The sequence below is a fragment of the Aminobacter sp. NyZ550 genome (assembly GCF_025628925.2).
GTDB lineage: Bacteria > Pseudomonadota > Alphaproteobacteria > Rhizobiales > Rhizobiaceae > Aminobacter > Aminobacter ciceronei.
Map to the genome: position 1 here is coordinate 1,977,314 of NZ_CP114190.1, position 22,911 is coordinate 2,000,224.

Genomic DNA, 22,911 nt, shown 5'->3' on the forward strand with positions numbered 1-22,911 from the left:
GATCAGAGATGACTTACGACTACATCATCACAGGTGCGGGTCCAGCCGGTTGCGTGCTGGCCAACCGGTTGAGCGAAGATTCCGATGTGCGCGTACTGTTACTTGAGGCCGGCGGCGGCGACTGGAACCCGCTGTTCCACATGCCGGCGGGCTTTGCCAAGATGACCAAGGGCGTGGCCAGCTGGGGCTGGGAAACCGTGCCGCAGAAGCACATGAAAGGCCGCGTCTTGCGCTACACCCAGGCCAAGGTGATCGGCGGCGGCTCCAGCATCAACGCCCAGCTCTACACGCGCGGCAACGCCGCAGACTATGATCTGTGGGCAAGCGAGGACGGCTGCACCGGCTGGGACTACCGCTCGGTGTTGCCCTATTTCAAGCGCTCGGAAGACAACCAGCGTTTCGCCGACGATTATCATGGTTATGGCGGGCCACTCGGCGTGTCGATGCCGTCGGCTGCCCTGCCGATCTGCGATGCCTATATCCGCGCCGGCCAGGAGCTCGGCATTCCCTACAATCACGACTTCAATGGCAAACAGCAGGCCGGCGTCGGCTTCTATCAATTGACCCAGCGCAACAAGCGGCGCTCGTCGGCATCGATGGCCTATCTCGCCCCGATCAAGGACAGGCGCAACCTGACCGTCCGGCTCGGCGCACGGGTAACGCGCATCGTGGTCGAGAAGGGCAGGGCTGTCGGTGTCGAGGTCGCGAGCGGCAATGGCAGCGAAATCATCCGCGCCGAGCGCGAGGTGCTGGTGTCCTCCGGGGCCATCGGCTCGCCCAAGCTTCTGCTGCAGTCGGGCATCGGCCCGGCCGATCACCTGAAGAGCGTCGGTGTGCCTGTCGTCCACGACCTCAAGGGTGTCGGCGAAAACATGCAGGACCATCTCGACCTGTTCGTCATTTCCGAATGTACCGGCGATCACACTTACGACAACGTCGCCAAGCTGCATCGGACGCTGTGGGCAGGACTGCAATATGTGCTGTTCCGCACCGGGCCGGTGACGTCGAGCCTCTTTGAAACGGGTGGCTTCTGGTACGCCGATCCCGACGCGCGTTCGCCGGACATCCAGTTCCATCTCGGCCTTGGTTCGGGCATCGAGGCCGGCGTCGCCAGGCTCAAGAATGCCGGCGTGACGCTCAACTCCGCCTATCTGCATCCGCGCTCGCGCGGCACGGTGCGGCTCGCGTCCAGCGACCCGGCGGCGGCTCCGCTGATCGACCCCAATTACTGGGCCGATCCGCACGACCGCAAGATGTCGATCGAGGGCTTGCGGGTGGCGCGCGAAATCATGCAGCAGGCCGCCCTGAAACCCTTCGTGTTGGCCGAGCGGCTGCCGGGGCCGGACAAGGTGACCGAGGAACAGCTGTTCGACTATGGCTGCGCCAACGCCAAGACAGACCATCACCCTGTCGGCACCTGCAAGATGGGCACCGACGATATGGCTGTCGTCGACCTCGAGCTCAAGGTACATGGCATGGAGGGCTTGCGTGTCTGCGACAGCTCGGTCATGCCGCGCGTGCCCTCCTGCAACACCAATGGCCCGACTGTCATGATGGGTGAGAAAGGCGCCGACATCATCCGCAACCGCGACCCGCTGCCACCGGCGATTTTCACATATGAGCGCAACGACACCCGACCACGGGCCAGGGCCGAGATAAGCTAGTTTCACCCGGAGGGCCAGGCCTCGCCCGTCACTGCTGTTCGAGGGGGCATGCCCTCAGTCCGTGGATTGGCTGCCTTTGTTCCGCATGGCCCGCGAACGAGCTTTCCGGGCTTTGCGATGATCGTGGTAGGGAACCTCGACCATTCCGCATTGCAGACAGTCGATGTACTTGCCGCAATTGGTTTCCCAGCACTGGACATCGTGTGTCCAACTGAGCGCGATCCGTTCAAGATGCTGGGTCTGTGACCCCTTCAGAAGGATCAGTTCGTTCGGCCGCGAGGTTGCCTTGACATAGTCAGATGCCTCCTTTGGCAAGAGGAAGTCGATGAACTTGCCGCTGTTCCTGTCCTCTGCGGTAGGGCGGGCGCGATGGCCGTTTTCGCCGACGAAGATGAACTGGTCCGAACATTGGTAGGCGAGGTCGTATGCAAGTGCGGTGCCCTTCCTCGGGCCACCGGTATAGTCGGAGATAAAGCCGATCACTGCGCGCTTGTTGGCTGGCTGGGCATTGCGGAGAATGGCGATGGCGGCCGGAATGCTGTCGTTGGGCGCCTTCACCGTATCGACGATGAAGGCGGGGCCTCCGGCGGTGGCGAGGATGCCGCAGCGGTTCCATGGGGCTGCAAAGCCGGCAATGCGAGATGCCGCCAAGGCTGGTGGCACGCCGAGTTCGACAGCGGCGGCGAAAGCGCCCAGGGTCGCGATCCAGAACTCCTCTCCTACAAAAGCCGTCTGCAGTTCGAAGCTTCCTTTCCGGCAGGACACCGTCACTTTGAGGCGTCGTGGGAAAGCAGCCTCGGCAGCGTCCAGTCTGTAGTCGGCGCCTTTCGACCGGCCGAAGGTGACGATCCGGGCCTGAGTACGCTTTGCCATTGCCATGACATGCGGATCGTCCGCATTGAGGACAGCCAGCCCCGATGGTGACAAGGCCGCGACAAGCTCTCCCTTTTCCTGAGCCACGGCGTCCTTGCCGCGAAAGGCCGAATAATGCTCCAGGCCGACCTTGGTGATGATGGCGACGTCAGGGCGGAGGAGGTGAGCCATCGGCGTGATCGAGCCTTTGACGGTGGCACCAACCTCGGCGACGACATAGTCCGCCTGCGATGGCGCGTGGCACAACGTTCTTGCCAGCTGCGGGATCGTGTTCTCGTAGACTTGGGCGTATACGCTGCCCTGGCCCTCCAGAATGTGCGCAAGCAGGGCGGTGGTAGTCGATTTCGCCGAACTGCCCGTTATGCCGATGTGCAGCGCCTTGGAGCGGCCACGTCTCAGTTGCGCCAGCTTCAACCGGAGGCCATTACCGAGGCGAGCGATGATGGCCCGTGGCCCATGCTTTCGGCGGACGGACCGAGTGGCATTCCTGAACGCCTGATACATCAATGCCCCTCTCCAGCGGGCGCTCGATCCGCGCCACGTAGTTCCACGGCACGCTGCGCGCTCATTATGCCGCCTTCTTCTTCTTGATCGCTCTCAATCGCTTACGCGCAATCGAAGCATAGATACGCCGCCGGTATTCGAGCATGTTGGAAAAGATCGAGCTGAACCGATAGGCGCCAGTCGTTTCTCCGAACATCTGGTGTGCATAGATCTTGCCGGTCCCTGAGTATTTTCGCCCGATGAAATGCTCGGGAATGAGGATATGAGAGGGCCAGATGACGATATCCGGACGGTGCGTTTCGATCAGCTCGGCAATGAACAGATTACCCGTCGTCCTCCAGGGTTGGTCCAGTTCGGCCGGGGGGGTCTTTTCCAGTATGGAGAGGATCAGGTCCAGGAATGGATGGCCCGGCGCAGCCGCAACGATCGGGGCAACCAACTGGCCGCGCAGGAATTCGTTTTCGTAGACAGTGTAGAGGCTTCCACCGTCATCGAACAATTCATCGACCGGGTGGACGCAAATGCTGTCCGCTCCGGCCATGTAGCCGCCCTGGGCGTACAGGATTTCGAAGCGCAGCAGGTCTGCGGCACCGGCATAAGTGCCGCGCTTCATGTACTCGTCGATCTGGGCGCGAGTCCTGAACGTGCCGTTACGGAGGAAGTCATTGTCGTAGAGCGTGTATTCCCAGTCCGGGTGTCGCTCGATCCAGCTCTGCATCCACTGCGACGGCTGCTGCTTCGGGCCTATCCAGATATGACCGAGCTTCCTGGGAATTTTCATGGGGTGCGAAGCTCCATAGGCCCAAGACAGGTGCCCGGCATGCGGCCGTCCAGCAGAGCCGTGGCGAGCAACCAGAAGGCGAAGCGCGGCTTTGGTGAACACTTTCTGGCGTGTGATGAGAGGCTCGTCAACCGAAAGGTCGAGCCCTTCTTTGCCGACCGCCCGAATGAACGGCCGGCGCATGCCGAAGGTTGGCAACCTTTCGGATCTAATGTGCGGGAACTGGCCTTGCGTTGTGCCTTGCTGCTCAGTCTTGAATGGCGTGGCAGGCGACGTTGGCGCCGGCTGCCGAGTGCCTTAGTTCCGGCCGTTCCTTCTTGCAGACGTCCATCGCCAGCGGGCAGCGCGGGTGGAAGGTACAGCCGCTGGGCGGGTTGAGCGGGCTAGGAATGTCGCCGCCCAAGGGCGCGCGGTCGCGCTTCGGCGCTTCGAGGTCGGGCACGGTTTCGAGCAGCAGCCGGGTGTAGGGGTGTTGCGGAGTTTCGAGGATGACCTCGCCCGGTCCTTCCTCGACGAGGCGACCGAGATACATCACGCCGATGCGGTCGGTGAGGAAGCGCACCACCGACAGATTGTGGCTGATGAACAGGTAGGTCAGCCCCAGCTTCTGCTGCAAATCCTTGAGCAGGTTGAGCACCTGCGCCTGCACAGACACGTCGAGGGCGGATGTCGGTTCGTCGAGCAAAAGCAGCTCGGCCTCGGCGGCAAGCGCGCGGGCGATCGAGATGCGCTGGCGCTGGCCGCCGGAGAATTCGTGCGGATATTTGTCGGCGTCGCTGGGCGCCAGGCCGACGGTGAGCAGAAGTTCGCCGATACGCTTGCGGCGCTCAGCGCGGCCAAGTTTTTGCGCCATGGGCTCGGCGATGCTCTGGCCGATGCGCCAGCGCGGGTTGAGGCTGCCGACGGGATCCTGGAACACCATCTGCAGCCGGACGCGTTCGCCGCTGGCCTTGCGTATTTCGACGGCGCCTGCGGTCGGCCTTTCCAGTCCGGCGACGAGGCGTGCGACGGTCGACTTGCCGCAGCCGGATTCGCCGACCAGCGAGAAGGTGGTGCCCGGTCGGATGGCGAAGCTGACGCCATCGACAGCCTTGACGCTGCGACGCGGGGCGCCGGTTGCCAGGCGTTGCAGGAAGGGTGCTGAAACATCGAAGGTGCGGCCGAGATTGGCGACCTTGAGCAAGGGCTGTTCGGTGACGATTGCGTTCATGCGCCGCCACCATCGATCCAACTGCCGTCGCGGGCGACGATACGGCCGCGCTTGACCACCAGTGCGCGCTTCGGCCGGTCGACGACGATCTGGGCCTGGTTTTCACCTTCGATCAGCACGAGGCTGCCGTCGCAGCCGACATCCAGCCCATGGCCGGCGAGATCGAGCAGGTCGGCGCCGCGCTTCGTACCCATGTCGAGGGCAGCCGTCAGCTCGGCGTCGGTGCGGCAGTTGCTGCGCCAGGACAACAGCCAGCAGCGCTCCAGCATGTCGCCATTGCCATGCGGGTTCCAGGTGTCGCGCAACGAATCCGACGCCACAGCACAACGCACGCCATAGTCGGCAAGCTCGAACATCGGCGGGAAGGGGATGTCGCCGGGCACCGCCGAGATGATGCCGATGCCGGCCTCGGCGAGCAGGTCCATCATGCGGGCGAGCTCGTCGCGCGATGCGGTGCCGAGACAGAAGGCATGGCTGACGATGACCTTGTCCTGCATGCCAAGCGCCTTGGCGCGCTCGGCGATCAGGCCGAGTTCGTAGAGGCCGAGCTCGCCGCGCTCATGCAGGTGGATGTCGATCTTGGCCTGCTTGCGGTGGGCGATGCCGAAAATGGTGTCGAGATGGCCCTTCGCGTCGCCGTCGACGCTGGCCGGGTCGATGCCGCCGATTACAGAGGCGCCTTCGTCAAGGGCTGCTTCCATAAGCTCTGCCGTACCCGGCTCGATCAGCATGCCGAGTTGCGGGAAGGCGACGATCTCGAGGTCGACGGCGTGCTTGGTCTTTTCCCATGCGGCGAGCACGCCATGCAGATTGTCGAGCTTGTATTCGGGCGAGATGTCGACATGGCTGCGAATGTGGGTCGAGCCGTTGGCGACGCACTGGCGCATCAGATTGCCGGCGCGCTCGGCGACAGACCAGGGCAAGCTGCGGCGGATCTCGACCTCGTTGTCGATCATGGCGCGGAGTGAATCCGGCACATTGATGCTGTGCCAGGGCAGGCCCCACAGGATCTTGTCGAGATGGACATGCGCCTCGACGAAGGGGGCAATGGCGATCGCGCCCTTGCCGTCAACGACCGTGATGCCGTCAGGGCCCGTCACATTGCTGCCAATCGCCGCGATGCGGCCGTTCTCGATCAGGATGTTGCCCGCGCTCCCGGCATCGGGGCGGACATTGGTGAGCAGAAGGTTGGTCATGATTGCTGTTCCGTGGTCTTAGCGAAGGCGAGGATTGAGGACGTCTCGAAGCCAGTCGCCGACGATGTTGACGGCCAGCACCAGAAGCACGAGTGCGGCGCCGGGGAACAGCGAGATCCACCATTCGCCCGACAGCAGCAGGTCGTTGCCGGCGCGGATCAGGGTTCCGAGCGAGGGCTGCGACGGCGGCATGCCGAGGCCGAGGAAGGACAGGATCGCTTCGGTGAGGATGGCGACGCCGAGGCCGAGCGTTGCCAGCACCAGCACCGGGCCGATGGTGTTGGGCAGGATGTGGGCAAGCAGGATACGGACGTTGCCGACTTCGCTGATGCGGGCTGCGGCGACATAGTCCTTGCGGCGCTCGATCATGGTGGCGGCGCGCACGGTGCGGGCGAACTGCACCCAGTCGGCGACGCCGATCGCCAGGATGACGACGTAGAAACGCATCTCCTCGCGCATGCCGATCGGCATGACGATCTTGGCGACGCCGTCGATGAAAAAGGCGATCATGATGGTCGGGAAGCTGAGCTGGATGTCGCCGAGCCGCATGATGACCGTGTCGACCCAGCCGCCGAGATAGCCGGCGATCAGGCCGAGTGCGACGCCGATGGTCATCGAGAAGGCGACGGCGGCGATGCCGACCAGGATCGACACGCGCATACCGTAGAAGATGGTGGAGAGGATGTCGCGGCCCTGCTCGTCGGTGCCTAGCAGGTAGGTCGAGCTGCCGCCGTCGATCCATGCCGGCGGCAGGCGGGCGTCCATGATGTTGAGGGTGGCCGGATCGAACGGATTGTGAGGCGCAATCAGGCTTGCGGCGGCGGCACAGAACACCAGCGCGATCAGCGCGACAGCGGCGAAGATGACCGGCGGCGAATTCCTGAAACGCCAGGCCAGTTCGCTGTTGCCAAAGGCTTTCAGTCGGAGGACGAGCTGGCTCATTTTGCGCGCAACCTTGGATCAACGGCGAGATAGATAAGGTCGACGACCAGGTTGATCGTGACGAAGCTGAAACCGACGAAGGCGAGATAGGCGGCCATGACGGGGAAGTCGGCGAATTCGATGGCCTGCAGGATCAGCATGCCCATGCCGGGCCACTGGAAGACCGCCTCGACGACGATGGCGAAGGCGATCAGCGAGCCGATCTGCAGGCCGGTGATGGTGATGACCGGCAACAGGCTGTTGCGCAGCGCATGCGTCAGATAGACGGCGCGGTCAGACAGGCCGCGGGCGCGGGCGAACTTGACGAAATCCGTGCGTACCACCTCAAGCATTTCGCCGCGCACAAGCCGCATGATCATCGACACCTGGAACACGGCAAGCGTGATGGTCGGCATGATCAGAGCCTTGATGCCTGATGTGGTGAGCAGGCCAGTCGTCCACCAACCCAGCGTCACGACCTCGCCGCGGCCGAAGGCCGAGAGCCAGCGCAGTTCGACGGAGAACACCAGGATCAGAAGCATGCCGATCAGGAACTGCGGCATGGAGATGCCGAGCAGCGACCCAAACTGCAGGCTGCGGCTCAACAGGCCACGTGGCTTGAGCGCCGTATAGACGCCCATCGGGATACCCATGGCAAGGGCAATGACGGTCGCGCACATGACGAGCTCCAGCGTCGCCGGCAGGCGGGCGAGGATCAGGTCGACCACCGGCTGGCGGTTGCGATAGGAGATGCCGAAATCGCCGACCACGGCACGTTCGACGAAGCGCCAGAACTGGACGAAAGTCGACTGGTCGAGACCAAGGGCGACACGCAGTTCCTCGCGCTGGGCAAGCGTGGCGTTGACGCCGAGGATGTTGTTCACCGGGTCGCCGAGGAAATTGAAGATCGAGAACGAAAGCGCCGACACGACCAGCATCACGAGGATGACGCTGGTCAGTCGCGTGGCGAGCAAGGAAATCATCTCAGCCTCTGAAATGGAGAAGAGGCCGGGCGCGCGTGGCGCCCAGCCTCCGATCGATCGTCAGTCCATCGTGTAGTACCAGAACCGCGTGTATTCGTCGGCTGGTACGATGGCGTGGACCTTGTCGCTCATACCCCAGGTCAGGAACTGCTGGTGCAGCATGATCTTGCCGACCTCGTCGCGGTGCAGCTTCATCACCTCGGAGATCATCTCCTGGCGCTTCTCGGTGTCGTATTCGGTGCCGATCTGCGGGATCAGCTCGTCGACGCGGGCGTTGGAATAGCCTTTCGGGTTCCAGGCGCCGAGGTCGCCGGTGGGTGTGTGGAAGGTCGCCGAGATGATGTTATAGGCGTCCAGCGTCGGCAGGCCGGCCCAGCCGAGCATGTAGAAAGAGTATTTGCCGGCGGGCAGCTCGGTGTCGAACTGCACAGGCGGGTGCATCGTCAGCTGCGCCTTGATGCCGACCTTGGCGAGCATGCCGACAGTTGCCTGGCAGATCTGCTCGTCATTGATGAACGAACCGGCCGGGCAATCCATCGGCAAGGTGAAGCCGTCGGCATAACCCGCTTCCTTGAGCAGTGCCTTCGACGCCTCGATATCAAAGGGGAAGCGGACGTCGAGGCTGGCGTCGTAGAAGGGCAACTGCGGCGCCATCATGATCGCCGACGGGCGGCTGTTGTCGCGCATGATCGAGCGTTTGATGCCGTCGATGTCGATGGCCTGGTAGATCGCCTTGCGGACGCGTACGTCGGCGAGCGGGTTGGAATCGAGGCCGGGCAAGGTCTTGGACTGCTGGTCCATGCCGTAAAAGATGTTGCGCAGATGCGGCGCGCGCATGATCTGCATTCCGGGTGTTCCCTCGATGCGCGCGACGTCCTGCGGCGGCGCGTTGCGGATGAAGTCGACCTCGCCGGAGAGCAGGGCCGCGACGCGCTTGGCATTGTTGGCGATTGGCGTGTAGACGATCTCGTCGATGTTGTGCTCGCGCTTGTCCCACCACTTTTCGTTGGCGACGAAGACGGTCTTTACGTCGGGCTCGCGGCTGGCGACCTTGAACGGTCCGGTGCCGATCCCTTGCGTGATCATCGCGCCGCCGGTGTTGGTCGACAGGTCGAGCGGCTTCTGGGCGCCGATCGATTCCTGGAATTCCTTGTCGAGGATGTACCAGCCGGCAAAATCGTTGAGCAGCAGCGCGTATTTGCGCTTGAGCGTGATGTCGATGGTGTGGTCGTCGACCTTGGCGATCCCGGCGATCGGCTCGAGCAGGCCGGCGAAGGGCGAGCCCGGCGAACCGGCACGCCCATAGGAGAAGATCACGTCGTCGGCGGTGAACGGGTTGCCGTTGTGGAACTCCACGCCCTTGCGCAGGTGGAAGCGCCACTGAGTGTCGGACAGCGTTTCCCAGCTTTCGGCCAGGGCCGGCTCGATCTTGAGCTCCTTGTTCCAGCGGACAAGGCCTTCATAGACGTTGCCGATCAGGCTGAGCGTGAAATCCTCACGCGCCGCGTGAGGGTCCATCGAACTGATTTCCTGCGATTCAGCGAACCGCAGCGTCTTGGCTTCAGCCGCGCTGACGGCGAGGCCGGCGCAGGAGGCGAGGAGAAGGAGTTTCAGATAACGGTTCATCGGCTGTTCCCACACAGTTCTTGATTGTTGGACTTGTCTTGTCTCGTTCGGGCGTCGGCATGCCGATGGGCCAGGGCGTCGAGCATGCCGAAAGCCGCCGCATCCATCGGGTTCGAGAACTGGTTCAACAAGGCTGTGTGGCCGGCGTGACAGGAACGAAACCGCGATCCTCTCATCCCCCGAGGTTCGGGGAATGCCCATTTCGATCCGTTCTGATCTCGAGCACTTGTCACTTGGAGCCTAGCCTGTTGAGAGCCGACAGGAGGGATGATTTCACATCGAATACGCTTAGTCTACAGTGTTGTATGCGTAGAATGGCATCAATTGTATACAAACAATGCCTGAAATTTGAGCTGTTTGGCAGGGGCATGGGCGTGGCGAAACCAGCGCCGTCGCAACGGGCGACGCCATCGAAATCGAAGGCCATGTTCAGACCGCGGCAGCGCCATCCTTGGGGCGGCTGTTCTGCCGTCAGAGCGTCGTGCCGCCCTGGTGGATGAAACAGGCGGCGGATGTGCCGCCGGCATCGACGAGCCGGGGCAGTTCGCTGCGGCAGCGGTCTCCGGCCTTGGGGCAGCGCGGATTGAAGGCGCAGCCTTCCGGCCAGCTGCCCAGGCGCGGCATCGAGCCATCGATCTGGGCAAGCCGGTCGGCCTTGCGATTGAGCGACGGGATCGAGCCCATCAACCCGGCAGTATAGGGGTGGCGTGGCCGGTGGATGACCTCGTCGACCGGTCCGATCTCGACGACGCGGCCGGCATACATCACCGCGACCCGGTCGGCGGTCTCGGCGATGACACCCATGTCGTGGGTGACAAGCATGATCGCGGTGCCACGGGTCGCCGCAAGCCGCTTCAACAGCCCGATGATCTGGGCCTGGACCGAAACGTCGAGTGCCGTCGTCGGCTCGTCGGCAATGATCAGCTCCGGCTCGCCGGCAAGCGCCAGTGCTATGACGATGCGTTGGCGCATGCCGCCCGAGAACTGGTGCGGATACTGGCTGAAGCGGTTTTCCGGATCGGCGATGCCGACCTCGCGCAGCAGCTGCAGCGCCTTGGTGCGTGCGGTCTCGGCATTGCCCGGATGATGCGCGCGGATGGTTTCTGTCAACTGGCGCCCGACGGTGAACAACGGGTCGAGGCTGGTCAGCGGGTCCTGGAAAATCGCGCCGATGTGGCGGCCTCGCAGCTTACGCTGTTCGGCCTGGGGCAGATCGTCGATGCGCTGGCCGGAGAGATGGACGGTGCCGCCCGAGATGCGCCCGGGCGGCTGCAGCAGCCCGATCAGGGCGCTTCCGGTTAGCGACTTGCCGGCGCCGGATTCGCCGACGACGCCGAGGATTTCGCCCTGGCCGATGCTGAAGGAAACGTCGTCGACGGCGACGAGCGAGCGTTGGCGCAGCGGAAACTCGATGCGCAGATTGTGTACATCGAGGACGGCGGCAGCTTGCGCCGCCGCTCCCGGATCAAAGGCCAGTCCAGTCATGGGAGCACCGCCATGCGTTCAAGGGTTGTGCCAAGGGAAAAGGCATGTTCCAAGCAGCGACTGTAGAGGATAGAATACATACCAAGTCCTCCTTATGCCCAATTCACCAGGCCAGTTCACCAGGATCGTGACATGCTACGCGAGCTCCGCGCTTCGAAGACCGCCGTTTCGTCGAGCCAGAGCGGCAAGACCAAAAAGCGTGGCGGCCCGACCGACGAGCATATTCACGGCGAAATCTACGCGGCGATCATCAACCACCAGATCCGCCCGGCCACGCCCTTGCAGGAGGATGCGCTGGCGACTGCCTTCGGCGTCAGCCGCACCATCATCCGCAAAGTGCTGCAGCGGCTGTCGCACGAGAAGCTGGTCGACCTGATCCCCAACAAGGGCGCCTTCGTCGCCAAGCCTTCGATCGAGGAGGCGCGACAGGTGTTCGAAGCCAGGCGCGGCGTGGAATGCATCCTTGCGGAAAAGCTCGCCTCGACGATCACCAGGGAAGACGTCGATCGGCTGACGGCCATGGTGAGCGCCGAGGCGGAGGCAGTCGAGCAAGACAGCAAACATAGGCGGCTGCAGCTCTCCGGGGATTTTCATCGTGAACTCGCTTCGCTTGCCGGAAACGAGGTGCTGCGTGACTTCGTGCACGAACTGGTGTCGCGGACGTCGCTGATCATCGCGCTGTACGAATCGCCGGGTGCGGTGCCGTGCTCGTACAGCGAGCACAAGGAGATCGTGGACGCCCTGAAGCGGCGGGACGGCAAAAAAGCTGCGCAGTACATGGACCACCATCTCCGTCATATCGAGGCTCAGATCGACCTGTCCGACCACCCCGTGCGCGTCGACTTCAAGACGCTGTTCAAACCCTTGGCCTAACTGACCTTTCTCGTCGTTCCGGCGTTTGCGAGGCGCGTTTCGGGTGCATAGCCGGCGAGCTTGCCGCGATAGGTCTTGGGCAGCGGATAGGCGAGATCGCCGCGCTTGGAGGTCTTCAGGCCCATGCCGACAATGGCCTCGGCAAATTTGACGCCGGCAACCACGCCGTCGATGACGGGAACCTGCAGCCGGTCTTCGAGATAATGCGCAAGATCGGCCATGCCGGCGCAACCGAGCACGATGGCCTCGGAGCGATCTTCGGACAGCGCCCTCTCGCACTCGGCAAGGATGATCGCGCGGGCGTTCGATTCCGGCTTTTCCAGCTCCAGCACCGGAACGTCGGTGGCGCGCACGCGGCGGCAATGATGCTGCATGCCGTAGTTGCGGACCAGCTGTTCGGCGATGATGCGCGTGCGTTCGAGCGTCGTCACCACTGAAAAGCCGGTGGCGACGAAGCTTGCCGCGTGCATGGCGGCTTCTGCAATGCCGAACACCGGCGCGCCTGATATCTCGCGCGCCGCAAGCAGACCGGGATCGCCAAAACAGGCAATGATGTAGGCGTCGGCGGCCGGCCCATCCATGATCTCGTCGACAAGGCCGATGATGCTCATCGCTTCATCGTAGTGGCCTTCGATCGAGGCGGCGCCGGAGCGGGAGGTCACCGCCAGGATTTCGGTTGCCGGTGCTGCAACCGCCCGCGCCGCATCACCGATGAGATCGGTCATCGACTGGGTGGTGTTGGGATTGATGAGCTTAATTCTCATGCGATCCTCTGAAGCCGCTGGCCTCGCCGGGTGTCGGTAGTTCCCAGCCTCAAATTGTATACTATCATGTATTCGTATTGGATGTAATTTGCTGTTGTCAACACGGTATCCGGCGATTTTGCGGGATAGACGAATACGAGTGGCCGCCCGTCGCAGGACTGATGGCGGCGGGTTTGCGCACGGATGCCCGGGCTATCCTAGCTGGCAGCACAAGCATTTGAAGGATTTGGGATTTTGCTGCACTGCAACGGGCTGTAGCGCAAAGCCAATCATTGCGTGGTTTTCCGGGGCGGCTTGCGCCTCAGGAGGCTGTGCTAATTGTATACATATTGAGTACGTCAGCTTCGGTCGAGAACAGACCTAGAAACCGCAGGCAAGGCATTCCTCGCCGTTCCTGTAGCGATATTCGGCTTTCCAATAGTGCGGGTCGTTGACCAAGGCATATTCCACATCGCCTGACATGGCGTATTTCTTCCTGAACGGACGCGCCAGCATGACGAACAGTCGACAGCCCGGCGGCCAGTCGCCGACCGAGAGAATACTGTTTCCCCTTGATAGCTCCGACATCAGGATCGCCTGCATGGGCGACGCCATCCGGGGGAGGTCGGACATGGGTATGCTCCAGTGATTGTCGAGTGGCTCGGGCGACGAACAGCATCTGGCGGTTTTTGCTTGTCGGGAAGGAGGGTAAAGCGTTGCGCCAAGCGCCTGCAAGCTACTGCGGCAGAGCGCTGGCTTTTCTCGTCTCGCGAGGGAGCTCGCCGAACTCGTGCCGGTACTCGGCGGCGAAGCGGCCGAAATGGGTGAAGCCCCACTTCAGCGCGACGTCGGTGACGCTGGCTTCGCCCGCCACGAGGTCAAAACGGGCACGGCGCATGCGTTCGCGGGTCAGGGCACGGATGGGCGAGATGCCGAAGGCGTTGCGGTAAGCCAGTTGCAAGGTCCTGGGGGCTACGCCGGCGGCTTTGGCGATCTCATGCAGACCGATGGGTGCCGCGACATTGGCGCGGATGAATTCTTCTGCCCGCTTCAGGTGGCGGGGGGCTGCACCCGGCCTGTGCTCGTTGAAGAACAGGCTCATGTTGTTGGGCTGGTTGCGTAGGAACAGTTCGAGCAGGTGCTGCTCATGCAGAACGTTGTGCAGGCCCGGGCCGTGCAGCGGTTCCTTCGCATCGGCGGCATGGAACAGCGAATTGGCAAGACGGCGCCATGCCTGCATCTCGGGCCGGGAGAAATCGATCAGCGGGTCGAAGATCAGCGGCCCCTGGATATCGCGGTCGAGCAAGCGCATGGCAAAGGCATGCAGCGGCGCCTTTCGCACCTGGACGAGCAACTGGGCGCAGCCCTGCCACCATTTCATCCTTGTCGCCAGGTCGGCGTTGAGGACGGAGGCGACGCTGCGGTCGGTCAGAAACTCGCGTGTGCCGTTGCGGACAGTGGCTGAACCGGAGATCGGCATCTGGATCAGGTAGAAGTCGCCGAGTTCGCCCGGATCGATCAGCACGTCGGCGCCATAGCTGATATAGTTCAGCGAGATCATCTCGCCGGGCGCATGATTGTGCGTGACGCGAAAAGCTGTCCTCTCACCGATGATGTCCAGTCGGTGATTGCAAAACTTCTGGGCGACCCGCTCCCTGGCGCAGTCGAGATCGTTCGACTGAAACAAGACATGGTCTGAAAGCGGTACCCTTCGGACGGACGCCTCTTCCATCAGCATTCGGGCAGACTAGCACCGATCCTCCAGCTGCCAATGAAAATGAGCGGCAGTAGGTCGCGCCGGTAGCATTTTTGCGCTTTCTGGATAGTCATCGCGCATTCCGGCTAGTGCTTTGAAGATACCCGCAGCAATCTATGCGTGGAACAAATGAAAGGGTCGCCTCGGGTAGGCCCTTCGAAAGCAAAGGGAGCATCACATGAGCAATGAACTCGCCAAGGGCATCACGCGCCAGGGCACCGGCTATGCCGGCAAGACCTGGAACATCCTTGGACAGGTCTATTTCCCGAAGGCGGTGTGCGACGCCACCTTCGCCTTCGAGACCAACAGCGAGCCGGGCCAGTTCGTGCCCGTGCACATCCATCCGAACCAGGAAGAGTTCATCCTGGTGCAGGAAGGCGAGCTCGACCTCAAGCTCGACGGCGAATGGGTCAAGGCCAAGGCGGGCGATCTTGTGCGCATGCCCAGGGGCATTCCGCACGGCTACTTCAACAAGTCCGACAAGCCGACCAAGGCCCTGTTCTGGGTTTCGCCGGCCGGCATGCTGGAAGAACTGTTCAACCGGCTCGACAACCTCGCCGACCCGGCCGAGGTGGTGAAGGTCTCGGCTCAGCACGAGGTCAACTTCCTGCCGCCCGAAGCCAACGACTAGGCTGCCAGCTTCCAACGGGAATCTGCCTGGCGCGCGCGACACGGGTCGCGTGCGAAGGCCGGCTCGCGTCCTGGCGAACCCTGCATCCTGGCACACAAGGAACAGCAAGATGGTCGAGAAGAAGAAAGTCTGCGTCATCGGCGCCGGCGTCAGCGGGCTTGCGGCAGCACATGCCTTCAGGCAGCGCGGACATGATGTCGAAATCGTCGAGCGCGGTTACGACCTGGGCGGGGTCTGGGAGCCGTCGCGATCCTATCCCGACGTTCAGACGCAAAGCCCAAAGGATCTCTATCGCTACACCTCGATGCCGATGCCGGAGAACTATCCGGAATGGCCGAAAGGCACGCAGGTCCACGCCTATCTCAAGAGTTACGCCGAGCAGAACGGGCTCGTGCCGCTGATCCGCTACGGTACCAAGGTTGTTTCCATGCAGCGGCGCAATGGCGCCAAAGGCTGGGCCGTCGAACTGGAAACTGGCGACGGTACGACGGTCACTGGGGATTTTGACTTCGTTGCCGTCTGCACCGGCAATTTCAGCGAGAAACGCGAGCTGGTGCATCCGGGTCAGGACGCGTTCGTCGCGGCCGGCGGCCAGGTGCTGCACTCGTCCGAATACACCGATCCGGCGACGGTGCGGGGCAAGCGGGTCGTGGTGCTCGGCTTCTCCAAGTCGGCGACCGACATCGCCGTCAACGCCGTCAATTCGGGTGCAGCCGCCGTCACCATCGTCTATCTCGAGCCGGTCTGGCGTATTCCCTACTTCATCGGCGGCCTGATCAACTTCAAGCGCATCCTCTATGTCCGTGCCCAGGAGGTGATGTTCCCGAGCTGGAACCAGCCTCTGCTGGCGCGGCTGGCGCATGCCATGGCCAAGCCGTTCGTCTGGGCCAACTGGCGCGGGCTGGAAAGCCTGCTTTCGCTGCAGCTCAAGCTGAAGAAGACCGGCCTGAGGCCAAAAGTGCCGATCGAGACCAGCATCAACTGCTCGGTGCCGATCGTGACGCCGGGCTTCTTCGACATGGTCGCCGACGGACGCATAAAGGCAATCCAGGGCACTATTGCTGCTTATGACGAGGCCACGGTGATCCTGTCGGGCGGCGAGCGGGTCAAGGCCGACATGGCCATACTCGCCGTCGGCTGGAAATCCGGATTGCCCTTCCTGCCGGAAGAACACCGGCGCAAGCTTGTCGAGCCAGACGGGCAGTACCGGCTTTATCGCGTCATCGCCAACCCCGATTTGCCCGACATGGGCTTCGTCGGCTTCAACTCGTCATTCTGCACTGTTCTGAGTGCTGAACTCGCCGCCAACTGGTTGGTGCGATATGCGGACGGCAAGCTGGGGCGTCAGCCGACGCATCAGGAGATGACCGACAACATCGAGATGATGCTGCGCTGGAAGCGCGACGAACGCCCTGCCGCCGGCGTCTATGGCGGCCTGTGCGTCGCGCCTTATCATTTCAAACATTTCGACGAACTGCTGGCTGACATCGGCGCAACCAAACGGCGGCGCAACGTCTTGGCCGAAAACTTCGCGCCGCCAAACGCCGATGCCTATGCGGGCTATCTCAACAGCGCGCCGGATTATCGGGCGGCGTAAAAGGACGACGCAAACAACTGTGCCAAGTCCGGCTGTCCGTCGGGCGCTGGTCGATATTAGCAAGTGATATCAGAGAGTTCGGATGGTGGGCGTGACAGGGATTGAACCTGTGACCCCTGCAATGTCAATGCAGTGCTCTCCCGCTGAGCTACACGCCCATCCGATGGGGGCGGATACACCATTTTTGATCCGGCGCGTCAATAGCGTGTTTGGCGGAAAAACGCGCCGGATCATCAATTCCTTCAGCGGCGCGATCAATTCCCTTGGCGACGCTGGGGAAACGCCTATGCGGCGTGGAGCATCTTCTCGACTTCGTTGACGAGATCGCGCAGATGGAAGGGCTTCGACAGCACTTTTGCGTCGCGTGGCGCCTTCGAATCAGGGTTCAGGGCGACTGCCGCAAAGCCGGTGATGAACATCACCTTGAGATCGGGGTCGATCTCGGTTGCGCGGCGCGCCAGTTCGATGCCGTCCATTTCCGGCATGACGATGTCGGTCAGAAGCAGCGAAAAGGGTTCCTCGCGCAGCCGCTCGTAAGCGCTCGCGCCATTGTCGAAGTCACTTACCTGGTAACCTGCGCGTTCCAGCGCCTTGACCAGGAAGCGACGCATATCGTCGTCGTCTTCTGCCAGAAGAATGCGTGCCATAAGTATCCCGTCCGAATCAGCGGTCGAAGCCGCCCCCCAGCAGGGGCTTCGTTAACCATCTTGTATATGAGTCCTGGACGGTAAACATCAAGTGAATGCCGTGTCAGCAGAGTGACGCAAAGGCATAATAAGAGCCGACTTTCCACCGCCTGAACGACTGGACACTGGCGGCTGCAGGTGGCACTTTCGATAGATGAGTGAGTGCATTTCGCAGGTCCATCAGGAAAGATGACGCCAGCCGAAGATTTCGCCGAGCTGCCGCCGTTCGAAGTCCGGACGAGTGCCGAGCAGCGTGTGCCATTCGTGTTCAATTCGCCGCACAGCGGACGTTGTTATCCCGACCGGTTCCTCGCCATGTCCAGGCTCGATGCCGTCGCGATCAGGCGCTCGGAGGACTGCTATGTCGACGAGCTGTTCGGCGCGGCCGTCGCCTTGGGCGCGCCGATGCTGACCGCTCACTTCCCACGCGCCTATCTCGATGTGAACCGCGAGCCGTGGGAACTCGATCCCCGGATGTTCGCCGAGCCGGTGCCGCCTTTCGCCAATGTCCGCTCGGCGCGCGTCGCCGGAGGGCTGGGCACGGTGCCGAAGCTGGTGGGCGAGGGGCTGGATATCTATCCCGGCCGGCTGCCGCTGTCGGAGGCGATCGGGCGAATCGAATCCGTCTACAAGCCTTATCATGAGACGCTGAAGCGGCTGGTCACCCGGACCCATGCCCGGTTTGGCTATGCCGTGCTCGTCGACTGCCATTCGATGCCGGCGTCGGTCCGCCTCGGCGACAATGGCACACGGCCTGATTTCATCGTCGGTGACCGTTTCGGGACCTCTGCTGCATCTGCTCTGTCAGAGCGGGCAATCGGGCTGCTGGCGGCCATGGGTTATGCTGTGGCGCACAATAAACCTTACGCCGGCGGCTTTATCACCGAACACTACGGCCGCCCGGCCCGGAAGCTTCATGCGCTGCAGATCGAGATCAATCGCGGGCTCTATATGGACGAACGAACGTTCAAGAAATCCGCTGGATTTTATGCTCTTGCCGACGATCTGGCCCGGTTTTCCGGGGATCTCATGGCAATACCAGACTATCATTTCCTCGACCTGCCATTGGCCGCAGAGTAGCCGCCTGAGGCCGGTGGTTAAAAAAAGACCGCTCCGGAGAGCGGTCGAAGTCTAGGGAGGAAACGCCCAAGGAGGGCATGGACAGGAGAACTGTCCGAAGTCGAGATTATTGTGCGCTGCACAAAAGTCAAGGCGCCTTTGGGCTTTTTAATTCACGGTGATGTGGTTATTGCCGAGCGGGGTCGTGGCGTGTCATCCACGCCACAGTTGGAGATGGGGTGAATGATGGTCGACGCCGGGTTTATGCGACGGATCGCAACTGCAGCAGCAGCCGAGACGCTGCCGAGATTCCGGCGTCTCGCGGCGGTGGAAAACAAGCTTGCCAGCGGTTTTGACCCGGTCACCGAGGCCGACCAGGAGGCCGAGCGTGCCATCCGCGCGCTGATCAATGCCGAATTTCCCGATCACGGCATTCTCGGCGAGGAGCATGGCAGCGAAAACCTCGGCAACAGCCATGTCTGGGTGATCGACCCGATCGACGGCACGCGTGCCTTCATCTCCGGCCTGCCGGTTTGGGGCACGCTGGTCGGGCTGACCGTCGACGGCGATGCGGTCGCCGGCCTGATGTCGCAGCCTTTCACCGGTGAGCTGTTCTACGCCGACGGCAAGGGCGCGCATTACGAGGGCCCGGGCGGGCCGCGCAAGCTTGCCGTGCGCAAGACCACGTCGCTTGCCGATGCGACGATGTTCACCACGACGCCAAGCCTGTTCAAGGGCGAGATGCGCAAGCGCTACGACCATCTCGAGACCCAGGTCCAGCTCGCCCGCTACGGCACCGATTGCTACGCCTTTGCCATGGTTGCGGCGGGCCAGGTCGACATCGTCGTCGATCCGGGACTCAAGCCCTACGACATCGTGGCGCTGATCCCCATCATCGAGCAGGCCGGTGGCATCGTCACGACCTTCGAGGGCGGCCCGGCGGAAAATGGTGGCGACATCATCGCGGCGGCAACGCCCGAGCTGCATGCTGCGGCCCTGAAGGTGCTGATGGGCTGAAGCAGCCTATTCGACCGTCACAGGCGTTCCCGGCACGAAAGCGCTGAACGCCGCGAGCAGTTGCTCGCGGTAGATGTCGACTTCCTGCAGGATCTCGTGGCGGGCGCCATCGATGGTCAGCATTGAGGCGACACGGCATCCGTGGACATATTGCTCGACGTCGCGCGTCGAGACCACCTGGTCGGCCCCGGCCGTGACAATCAGCATCGGCACCTTGAGCGAGGCCATGAAGGCTGGGTCGCGCACGGTTTCCGAGGCCGTCGCAGCCGCCCGCAGCCAGGCGATCGTCGGCCCGCCGACGGAGAGTTCGGGATAGGTCTCGTAGAGCAGAATGTTGCGGCGATAGCGACGTTCGTCGCTGGTCAGCTTGTTGACAGCAAAGGGCGTGCCTTCGCGCGGCCGCGGGCCCCAGGCGGCGTAGAGCCTGCCGAGGCCGATCCAGCACAGCAGCGTCGTGATGCGCCTGATAGCTGACATCGAGAACGGCGCGCCGACGACCGACAGGAACGGCGCCACCAGCACCATGCGCTGAACGCGGTTGATCATCGCCGGTGCGGCGAGAAGGGCGATCAAGGCACCGCTTGAATGGGCAAGGATGAAGAATGGGCCGCGGCAGTCGGGCAAGACGATCTGCTCGAAGAAGGCCTCGAGATCCCTGACATAGTGGTCGAATGTCTTGACGTGGCCGCGGTGACGGTCGCGCAGCAGCCGCTCGGATGCACCCTGGCCACGCCAGTCGAAGGTGGCGACGGCATGGCCGCGTACTGACAAATCGCGAATGGTCTCGAAATACTTCTCGATACACTCGTTGCGGCCCGGCAGCAGAATCACCGTGCCCTTGAACGGGTGCGAAGTCGCGGGAAACAGGCCATAACGCAACTGCTTGCTGTCATGTGCGTTGAAGTGGCCGACGGTTGCCCGCTCGGGTACCGGATTGCCGGGGATTTCGTGGAACACGTCCGTCATCAGCGCTCGGCTTGGCACTCGCTGCCGTGGGATCTGGCGATACGAGGGTGATAGAAAGCCGCACCGAGAAAATCAAAGGAAATCCGTGCGAAGCGGAAACGCCAATCGGAATCGAATGAGGCCGAAGGCAGCTTGCGGGTTGCCTTCGGCCTCTGTCGTTCCGGGAGGAAGGGACGTTGCAACCCGGTTCGGCTTCGTCGGCGGCATTCTGTGGTGCCGCCTGTTCTTGAACTTGGGTGCACTCTAGGCCGGCCGACCTGAACGGATACCGAAGGGGCGGTTCATCTTCGGTTCATCCTGGCGGCGGTGAAAAAGCTCTCGCAAAGATGTCTTGAAATGGCTTTGGGCGCCCCCCAAATGTCTCCTGCGGCGCCCAATATCGGGGCCGCTGATCACCGCCGGGACGCCAGAATGGGTTTCGGCACAGGTCATACGCAAACCTTGTTGCTCACTGGAGAACACCCATGCGTCACGTTGATTTTTCTTCGCTCCACCGCTCGACCGTCGGTTTCGACCGCCTGTTCAACATGCTGGACGGCCTTGGTCAGCCTGAAGGCGGCACCACCTATCCGCCCTACAACATCGAGCGCACCGGCGAGGACGCCTACCGCATCAGCATGGCGGTTGCAGGCTTCTCGGAGACCGAGATTTCGATCGAAGCCCATCGCAATGTGCTGACGGTCAAGGGCGAGCGCGCCAATGAAAGCACCGGCGAAGGATCGGAGCTGCTCTATCGCGGCATCGCCTCGCGCGCCTTCGAGCGCCGCTTCCAGCTTGCCGACCACGTCGAAGTTGTAGGCGCGACCCTCAAGAACGGCCTGCTTCACATCGATCTCAAGCGCAACATTCCTGAAGAGCACAAGCCTCGCAAGATCGAGATTTCGGCTGCTCCGGCGAAGGCCAAGCAGATCGAGGCCAACACGGTCAACTAAGACTGCTCCTCCCAAGCAGCAAAGGCGGCGCCTCCAGCGCCGCCTTTTTTGTTGTCCGCTATCCGTAACTGCGCCTAACGCAGCAGTTCGCTGAACCGGCCGATGTCGTCTGAGGTGGTGGCGAAGGAGGTGACGAAGCGATAAAGCGCCTCGTCATCGCTGATCTGCCCGGCGAGCGACGTCGGGGTCGGCCAGGTGTAGAAGGCGGCACCTGCGGCCTGGGCCTTTTCGGCAACATCCTTCCTGATGATGGCGAAGACCTCGTTGGCCTCAGGCTGCCAGCCGAGGCGCGCAACGGCCGAGCTTTCGAAAGCCTGGGCAAGACTCGCCGACATCGCATTGGCGTGACGCGCCGTCTCCAGCCACAGGCCGCCGTCGAAATAGGCGTCGAATTGCGCCGAGATGAAACGCGCTTTGGAGAACAGCTGGGCCGAACGCTTGCGCAGGAAGGCCATTTCCCTGGCACGGTCGAGATCGAACATGACGATCGCCTCGGCGCACCAGCAGCCGTTCTTGGTGCCGCCGAAGGAGATGATGTCGACGCCGCGTTTCCAGGTCATCTCCGCCGGCGAGACGCCGAGAGACACCAGCGCATTGGCAAAGCGGGCGCCATCCATATGCAGCGGCACCGCATGCTTGCGGGCGACGGCGGAGACGGCCGCGATATGGTCGAGACGATAGATGGTGCCGACCTCGGTCGCCTGGGTGATGGAAATCGCAGCCGGGCGTCCGCCGTGGACGTTTTCGGAGGCGTAGCGGCCGATCGCTCGCTCAAGATTGCCGATGTCCATGCGCCCGAGCGTTCCATCGACCGGGTAGAGCCGCGAACCAGGGGAAAAATACTCAGGCGCGCCGCATTCATCCTCGAGAATGTGCGCCTCGCGGTGGGCAAAGGAAATGCCACCGGGCTTGCCGTATGCGGCGAGCGAAAGCGAATTGGCCGCGGTGCCTGTGGCGACGAAGAACACCGCCACCTCGCGCTCGAAAACTTCGGAGAACCGTGCATAGACCGCCTTGTCGAGCTCGCCGTCGCCATAGGCGCGGCTGAAGCCCGCAGCACTGGCATGCAGTCTCTCGGAAATCTTGGGGTGAGCGCCGGCCCAATTGTCTGATGCGAAGAACATTTTCGTCGGTCCGTAATATGGCTGCGGGAGACTGCGTGGCAGGGGGTAGGCGCGAGCTAGACCGGATTTGCCGATCTTCGGCAAGTGCGGGGTCCAGAAATCGATTGAGGCAGGAAAAGTGCTGTTTTGACCGGGTGTTCAAAAATTACGCCATGCGACGGTTTGACGTAATTTTCGGTCTTTGCAGAGGCGGAAAATTCGTGAATCGGTCTTGTGCGTATTCAAGAATTCTGTCATACAAAATTTAGGACAGCAGTGCTGTCTTATTTATCTGCCCAATACGA

Annotated in this window: 21 protein-coding genes and 1 tRNA gene; 7 read left to right on the forward strand and 15 right to left on the reverse strand. The window is 62.4% G+C overall.

Annotated features, from left to right (window positions below):
* Positions 1-8 precede the first annotated feature (8 nt).
* Positions 9-1,664, forward strand: coding sequence for a GMC family oxidoreductase (locus N7E70_RS09795; RefSeq protein ID WP_263006220.1), 1,656 nt, complete (start codon positions 9-11; stop codon positions 1,662-1,664).
* Between the two features lie 54 nt (positions 1,665-1,718).
* Here the strand turns inward: N7E70_RS09795 and N7E70_RS09800 are convergent, their stop codons facing one another.
* The 8 genes from N7E70_RS09800 to N7E70_RS09835 form a co-directional block, all read right to left on the reverse strand.
* On the reverse strand, positions 1,719-3,041 hold the full coding sequence (locus N7E70_RS09800; protein ID WP_154386962.1) for a Mur ligase family protein: 1,323 nt from the start codon (positions 3,039-3,041) through the stop codon (positions 1,719-1,721).
* A 64-nt stretch (positions 3,042-3,105) separates the two neighbouring features.
* Positions 3,106-4,020 (reverse strand): glycosyltransferase family 32 protein, encoded by a 915-nt coding sequence (locus N7E70_RS09805; protein ID WP_263006221.1) that lies wholly within the window; start codon positions 4,018-4,020, stop codon positions 3,106-3,108.
* Positions 4,021-4,069: 49 nt separating this feature from the next.
* Entirely contained in the window at positions 4,070-5,032 is a 963-nt protein-coding gene (locus N7E70_RS09810; protein WP_263006222.1) for an ABC transporter ATP-binding protein, read from the reverse strand.
* Complete coding sequence (locus tag N7E70_RS09815) at positions 5,029-6,228, reverse strand: amidohydrolase family protein (RefSeq protein ID WP_154386964.1); 1,200 nt, start codon at positions 6,226-6,228, stop codon at positions 5,029-5,031. Before N7E70_RS09815 ends, N7E70_RS09810 begins: the two co-directional genes overlap by 4 nt.
* Before the next feature lie 18 nt (positions 6,229-6,246).
* Positions 6,247-7,170: an ABC transporter permease gene (locus N7E70_RS09820; protein ID WP_182575406.1), complete on the reverse strand. Its 924-nt coding sequence runs from the start codon at positions 7,168-7,170 to the stop codon at positions 6,247-6,249.
* Positions 7,167-8,132 carry an ABC transporter permease gene (locus N7E70_RS09825; RefSeq protein ID WP_067958301.1) on the reverse strand — a complete coding sequence of 322 codons (966 nt, stop codon included), beginning with the start codon at positions 8,130-8,132 and terminating at the stop codon, positions 7,167-7,169. Before N7E70_RS09825 ends, N7E70_RS09820 begins: the two co-directional genes overlap by 4 nt.
* Positions 8,133-8,192: 60 nt before the next feature.
* Positions 8,193-9,758, reverse strand: coding sequence for an ABC transporter substrate-binding protein (locus N7E70_RS09830; RefSeq protein ID WP_263006223.1), 1,566 nt, complete (start codon positions 9,756-9,758; stop codon positions 8,193-8,195).
* 471 nt (positions 9,759-10,229) lie between these two features.
* A complete protein-coding gene (locus N7E70_RS09835) occupies positions 10,230-11,243 on the reverse strand; it encodes an ABC transporter ATP-binding protein (RefSeq protein ID WP_263006224.1) in 1,014 nt (337 codons plus the stop codon).
* A 132-nt stretch (positions 11,244-11,375) separates the two neighbouring features.
* Here N7E70_RS09835 and N7E70_RS09840 point away from each other — a divergent pair, with 132 nt between their 5' ends.
* Entirely contained in the window at positions 11,376-12,116 is a 741-nt protein-coding gene (locus N7E70_RS09840; protein ID WP_263006225.1) for a GntR family transcriptional regulator, read from the forward strand.
* Here the strand turns inward: N7E70_RS09840 and N7E70_RS09845 are convergent.
* The 3 genes from N7E70_RS09845 to N7E70_RS09855 form a co-directional block, all read right to left on the reverse strand.
* Positions 12,113-12,880 carry an aspartate/glutamate racemase family protein gene (locus N7E70_RS09845; protein ID WP_067958311.1) on the reverse strand — a complete coding sequence of 256 codons (768 nt, stop codon included), beginning with the start codon at positions 12,878-12,880 and terminating at the stop codon, positions 12,113-12,115. The two genes, N7E70_RS09840 and N7E70_RS09845, sit on opposite strands and share 4 nt — an antisense overlap.
* Positions 12,881-13,240: 360 nt before the next feature.
* On the reverse strand, positions 13,241-13,492 hold the full coding sequence (locus N7E70_RS09850; protein WP_263006226.1) for a hypothetical protein: 252 nt from the start codon (positions 13,490-13,492) through the stop codon (positions 13,241-13,243).
* 103 nt (positions 13,493-13,595) lie between these two features.
* Complete coding sequence (locus N7E70_RS09855) at positions 13,596-14,546, reverse strand: AraC family transcriptional regulator (RefSeq protein WP_263006227.1); 951 nt, start codon at positions 14,544-14,546, stop codon at positions 13,596-13,598.
* Between the two features lie 247 nt (positions 14,547-14,793).
* Between N7E70_RS09855 and N7E70_RS09860 the strand changes: the two genes are divergently transcribed.
* Entirely contained in the window at positions 14,794-15,246 is a 453-nt protein-coding gene (locus N7E70_RS09860; protein WP_067958320.1) for a cupin domain-containing protein, read from the forward strand.
* A 109-nt stretch (positions 15,247-15,355) separates the two neighbouring features.
* Positions 15,356-16,843, forward strand: coding sequence for a flavin-containing monooxygenase (locus N7E70_RS09865; protein WP_263006228.1), 1,488 nt, complete (start codon positions 15,356-15,358; stop codon positions 16,841-16,843).
* A gap of 83 nt (positions 16,844-16,926) precedes the next feature.
* Here the strand turns inward: N7E70_RS09865 and N7E70_RS09870 are convergent.
* Both N7E70_RS09870 and cpdR read right to left on the reverse strand, forming a co-directional pair.
* Positions 16,927-17,001 (reverse strand) — tRNA-Val (locus N7E70_RS09870).
* A 126-nt stretch (positions 17,002-17,127) separates the two neighbouring features.
* Positions 17,128-17,490, reverse strand: a complete 363-nt coding sequence (gene cpdR, locus N7E70_RS09875) for a cell cycle two-component system response regulator CpdR (RefSeq protein WP_018429348.1) — start codon at positions 17,488-17,490, stop codon at positions 17,128-17,130.
* Positions 17,491-17,718: 228 nt separating this feature from the next.
* On the opposite strand from cpdR, the gene N7E70_RS09880 reads away from it, so the two are divergent.
* Positions 17,719-18,609, forward strand: coding sequence for an N-formylglutamate amidohydrolase (locus N7E70_RS09880; protein ID WP_067958326.1), 891 nt, complete (start codon positions 17,719-17,721; stop codon positions 18,607-18,609).
* 222 nt (positions 18,610-18,831) lie between these two features.
* Positions 18,832-19,605 (forward strand): histidinol-phosphatase, encoded by a 774-nt coding sequence (hisN, locus tag N7E70_RS09885; protein WP_154386969.1) that lies wholly within the window; start codon positions 18,832-18,834, stop codon positions 19,603-19,605.
* Positions 19,606-19,611: 6 nt separating this feature from the next.
* Here the strand turns inward: hisN and N7E70_RS09890 are convergent, their stop codons facing one another.
* A complete protein-coding gene (locus N7E70_RS09890) occupies positions 19,612-20,571 on the reverse strand; it encodes an alpha/beta fold hydrolase (RefSeq protein ID WP_154386970.1) in 960 nt (319 codons plus the stop codon).
* A gap of 464 nt (positions 20,572-21,035) precedes the next feature.
* Here N7E70_RS09890 and N7E70_RS09895 point away from each other — a divergent pair, with 464 nt between their 5' ends.
* Positions 21,036-21,503 (forward strand): Hsp20 family protein, encoded by a 468-nt coding sequence (locus tag N7E70_RS09895; protein ID WP_263006229.1) that lies wholly within the window; start codon positions 21,036-21,038, stop codon positions 21,501-21,503.
* Between the two features lie 74 nt (positions 21,504-21,577).
* Here the strand turns inward: N7E70_RS09895 and N7E70_RS09900 are convergent, their stop codons facing one another.
* On the reverse strand, positions 21,578-22,627 hold the full coding sequence (locus N7E70_RS09900; protein ID WP_263006230.1) for a threonine aldolase family protein: 1,050 nt from the start codon (positions 22,625-22,627) through the stop codon (positions 21,578-21,580).
* Positions 22,628-22,911 lie beyond the last annotated feature (284 nt).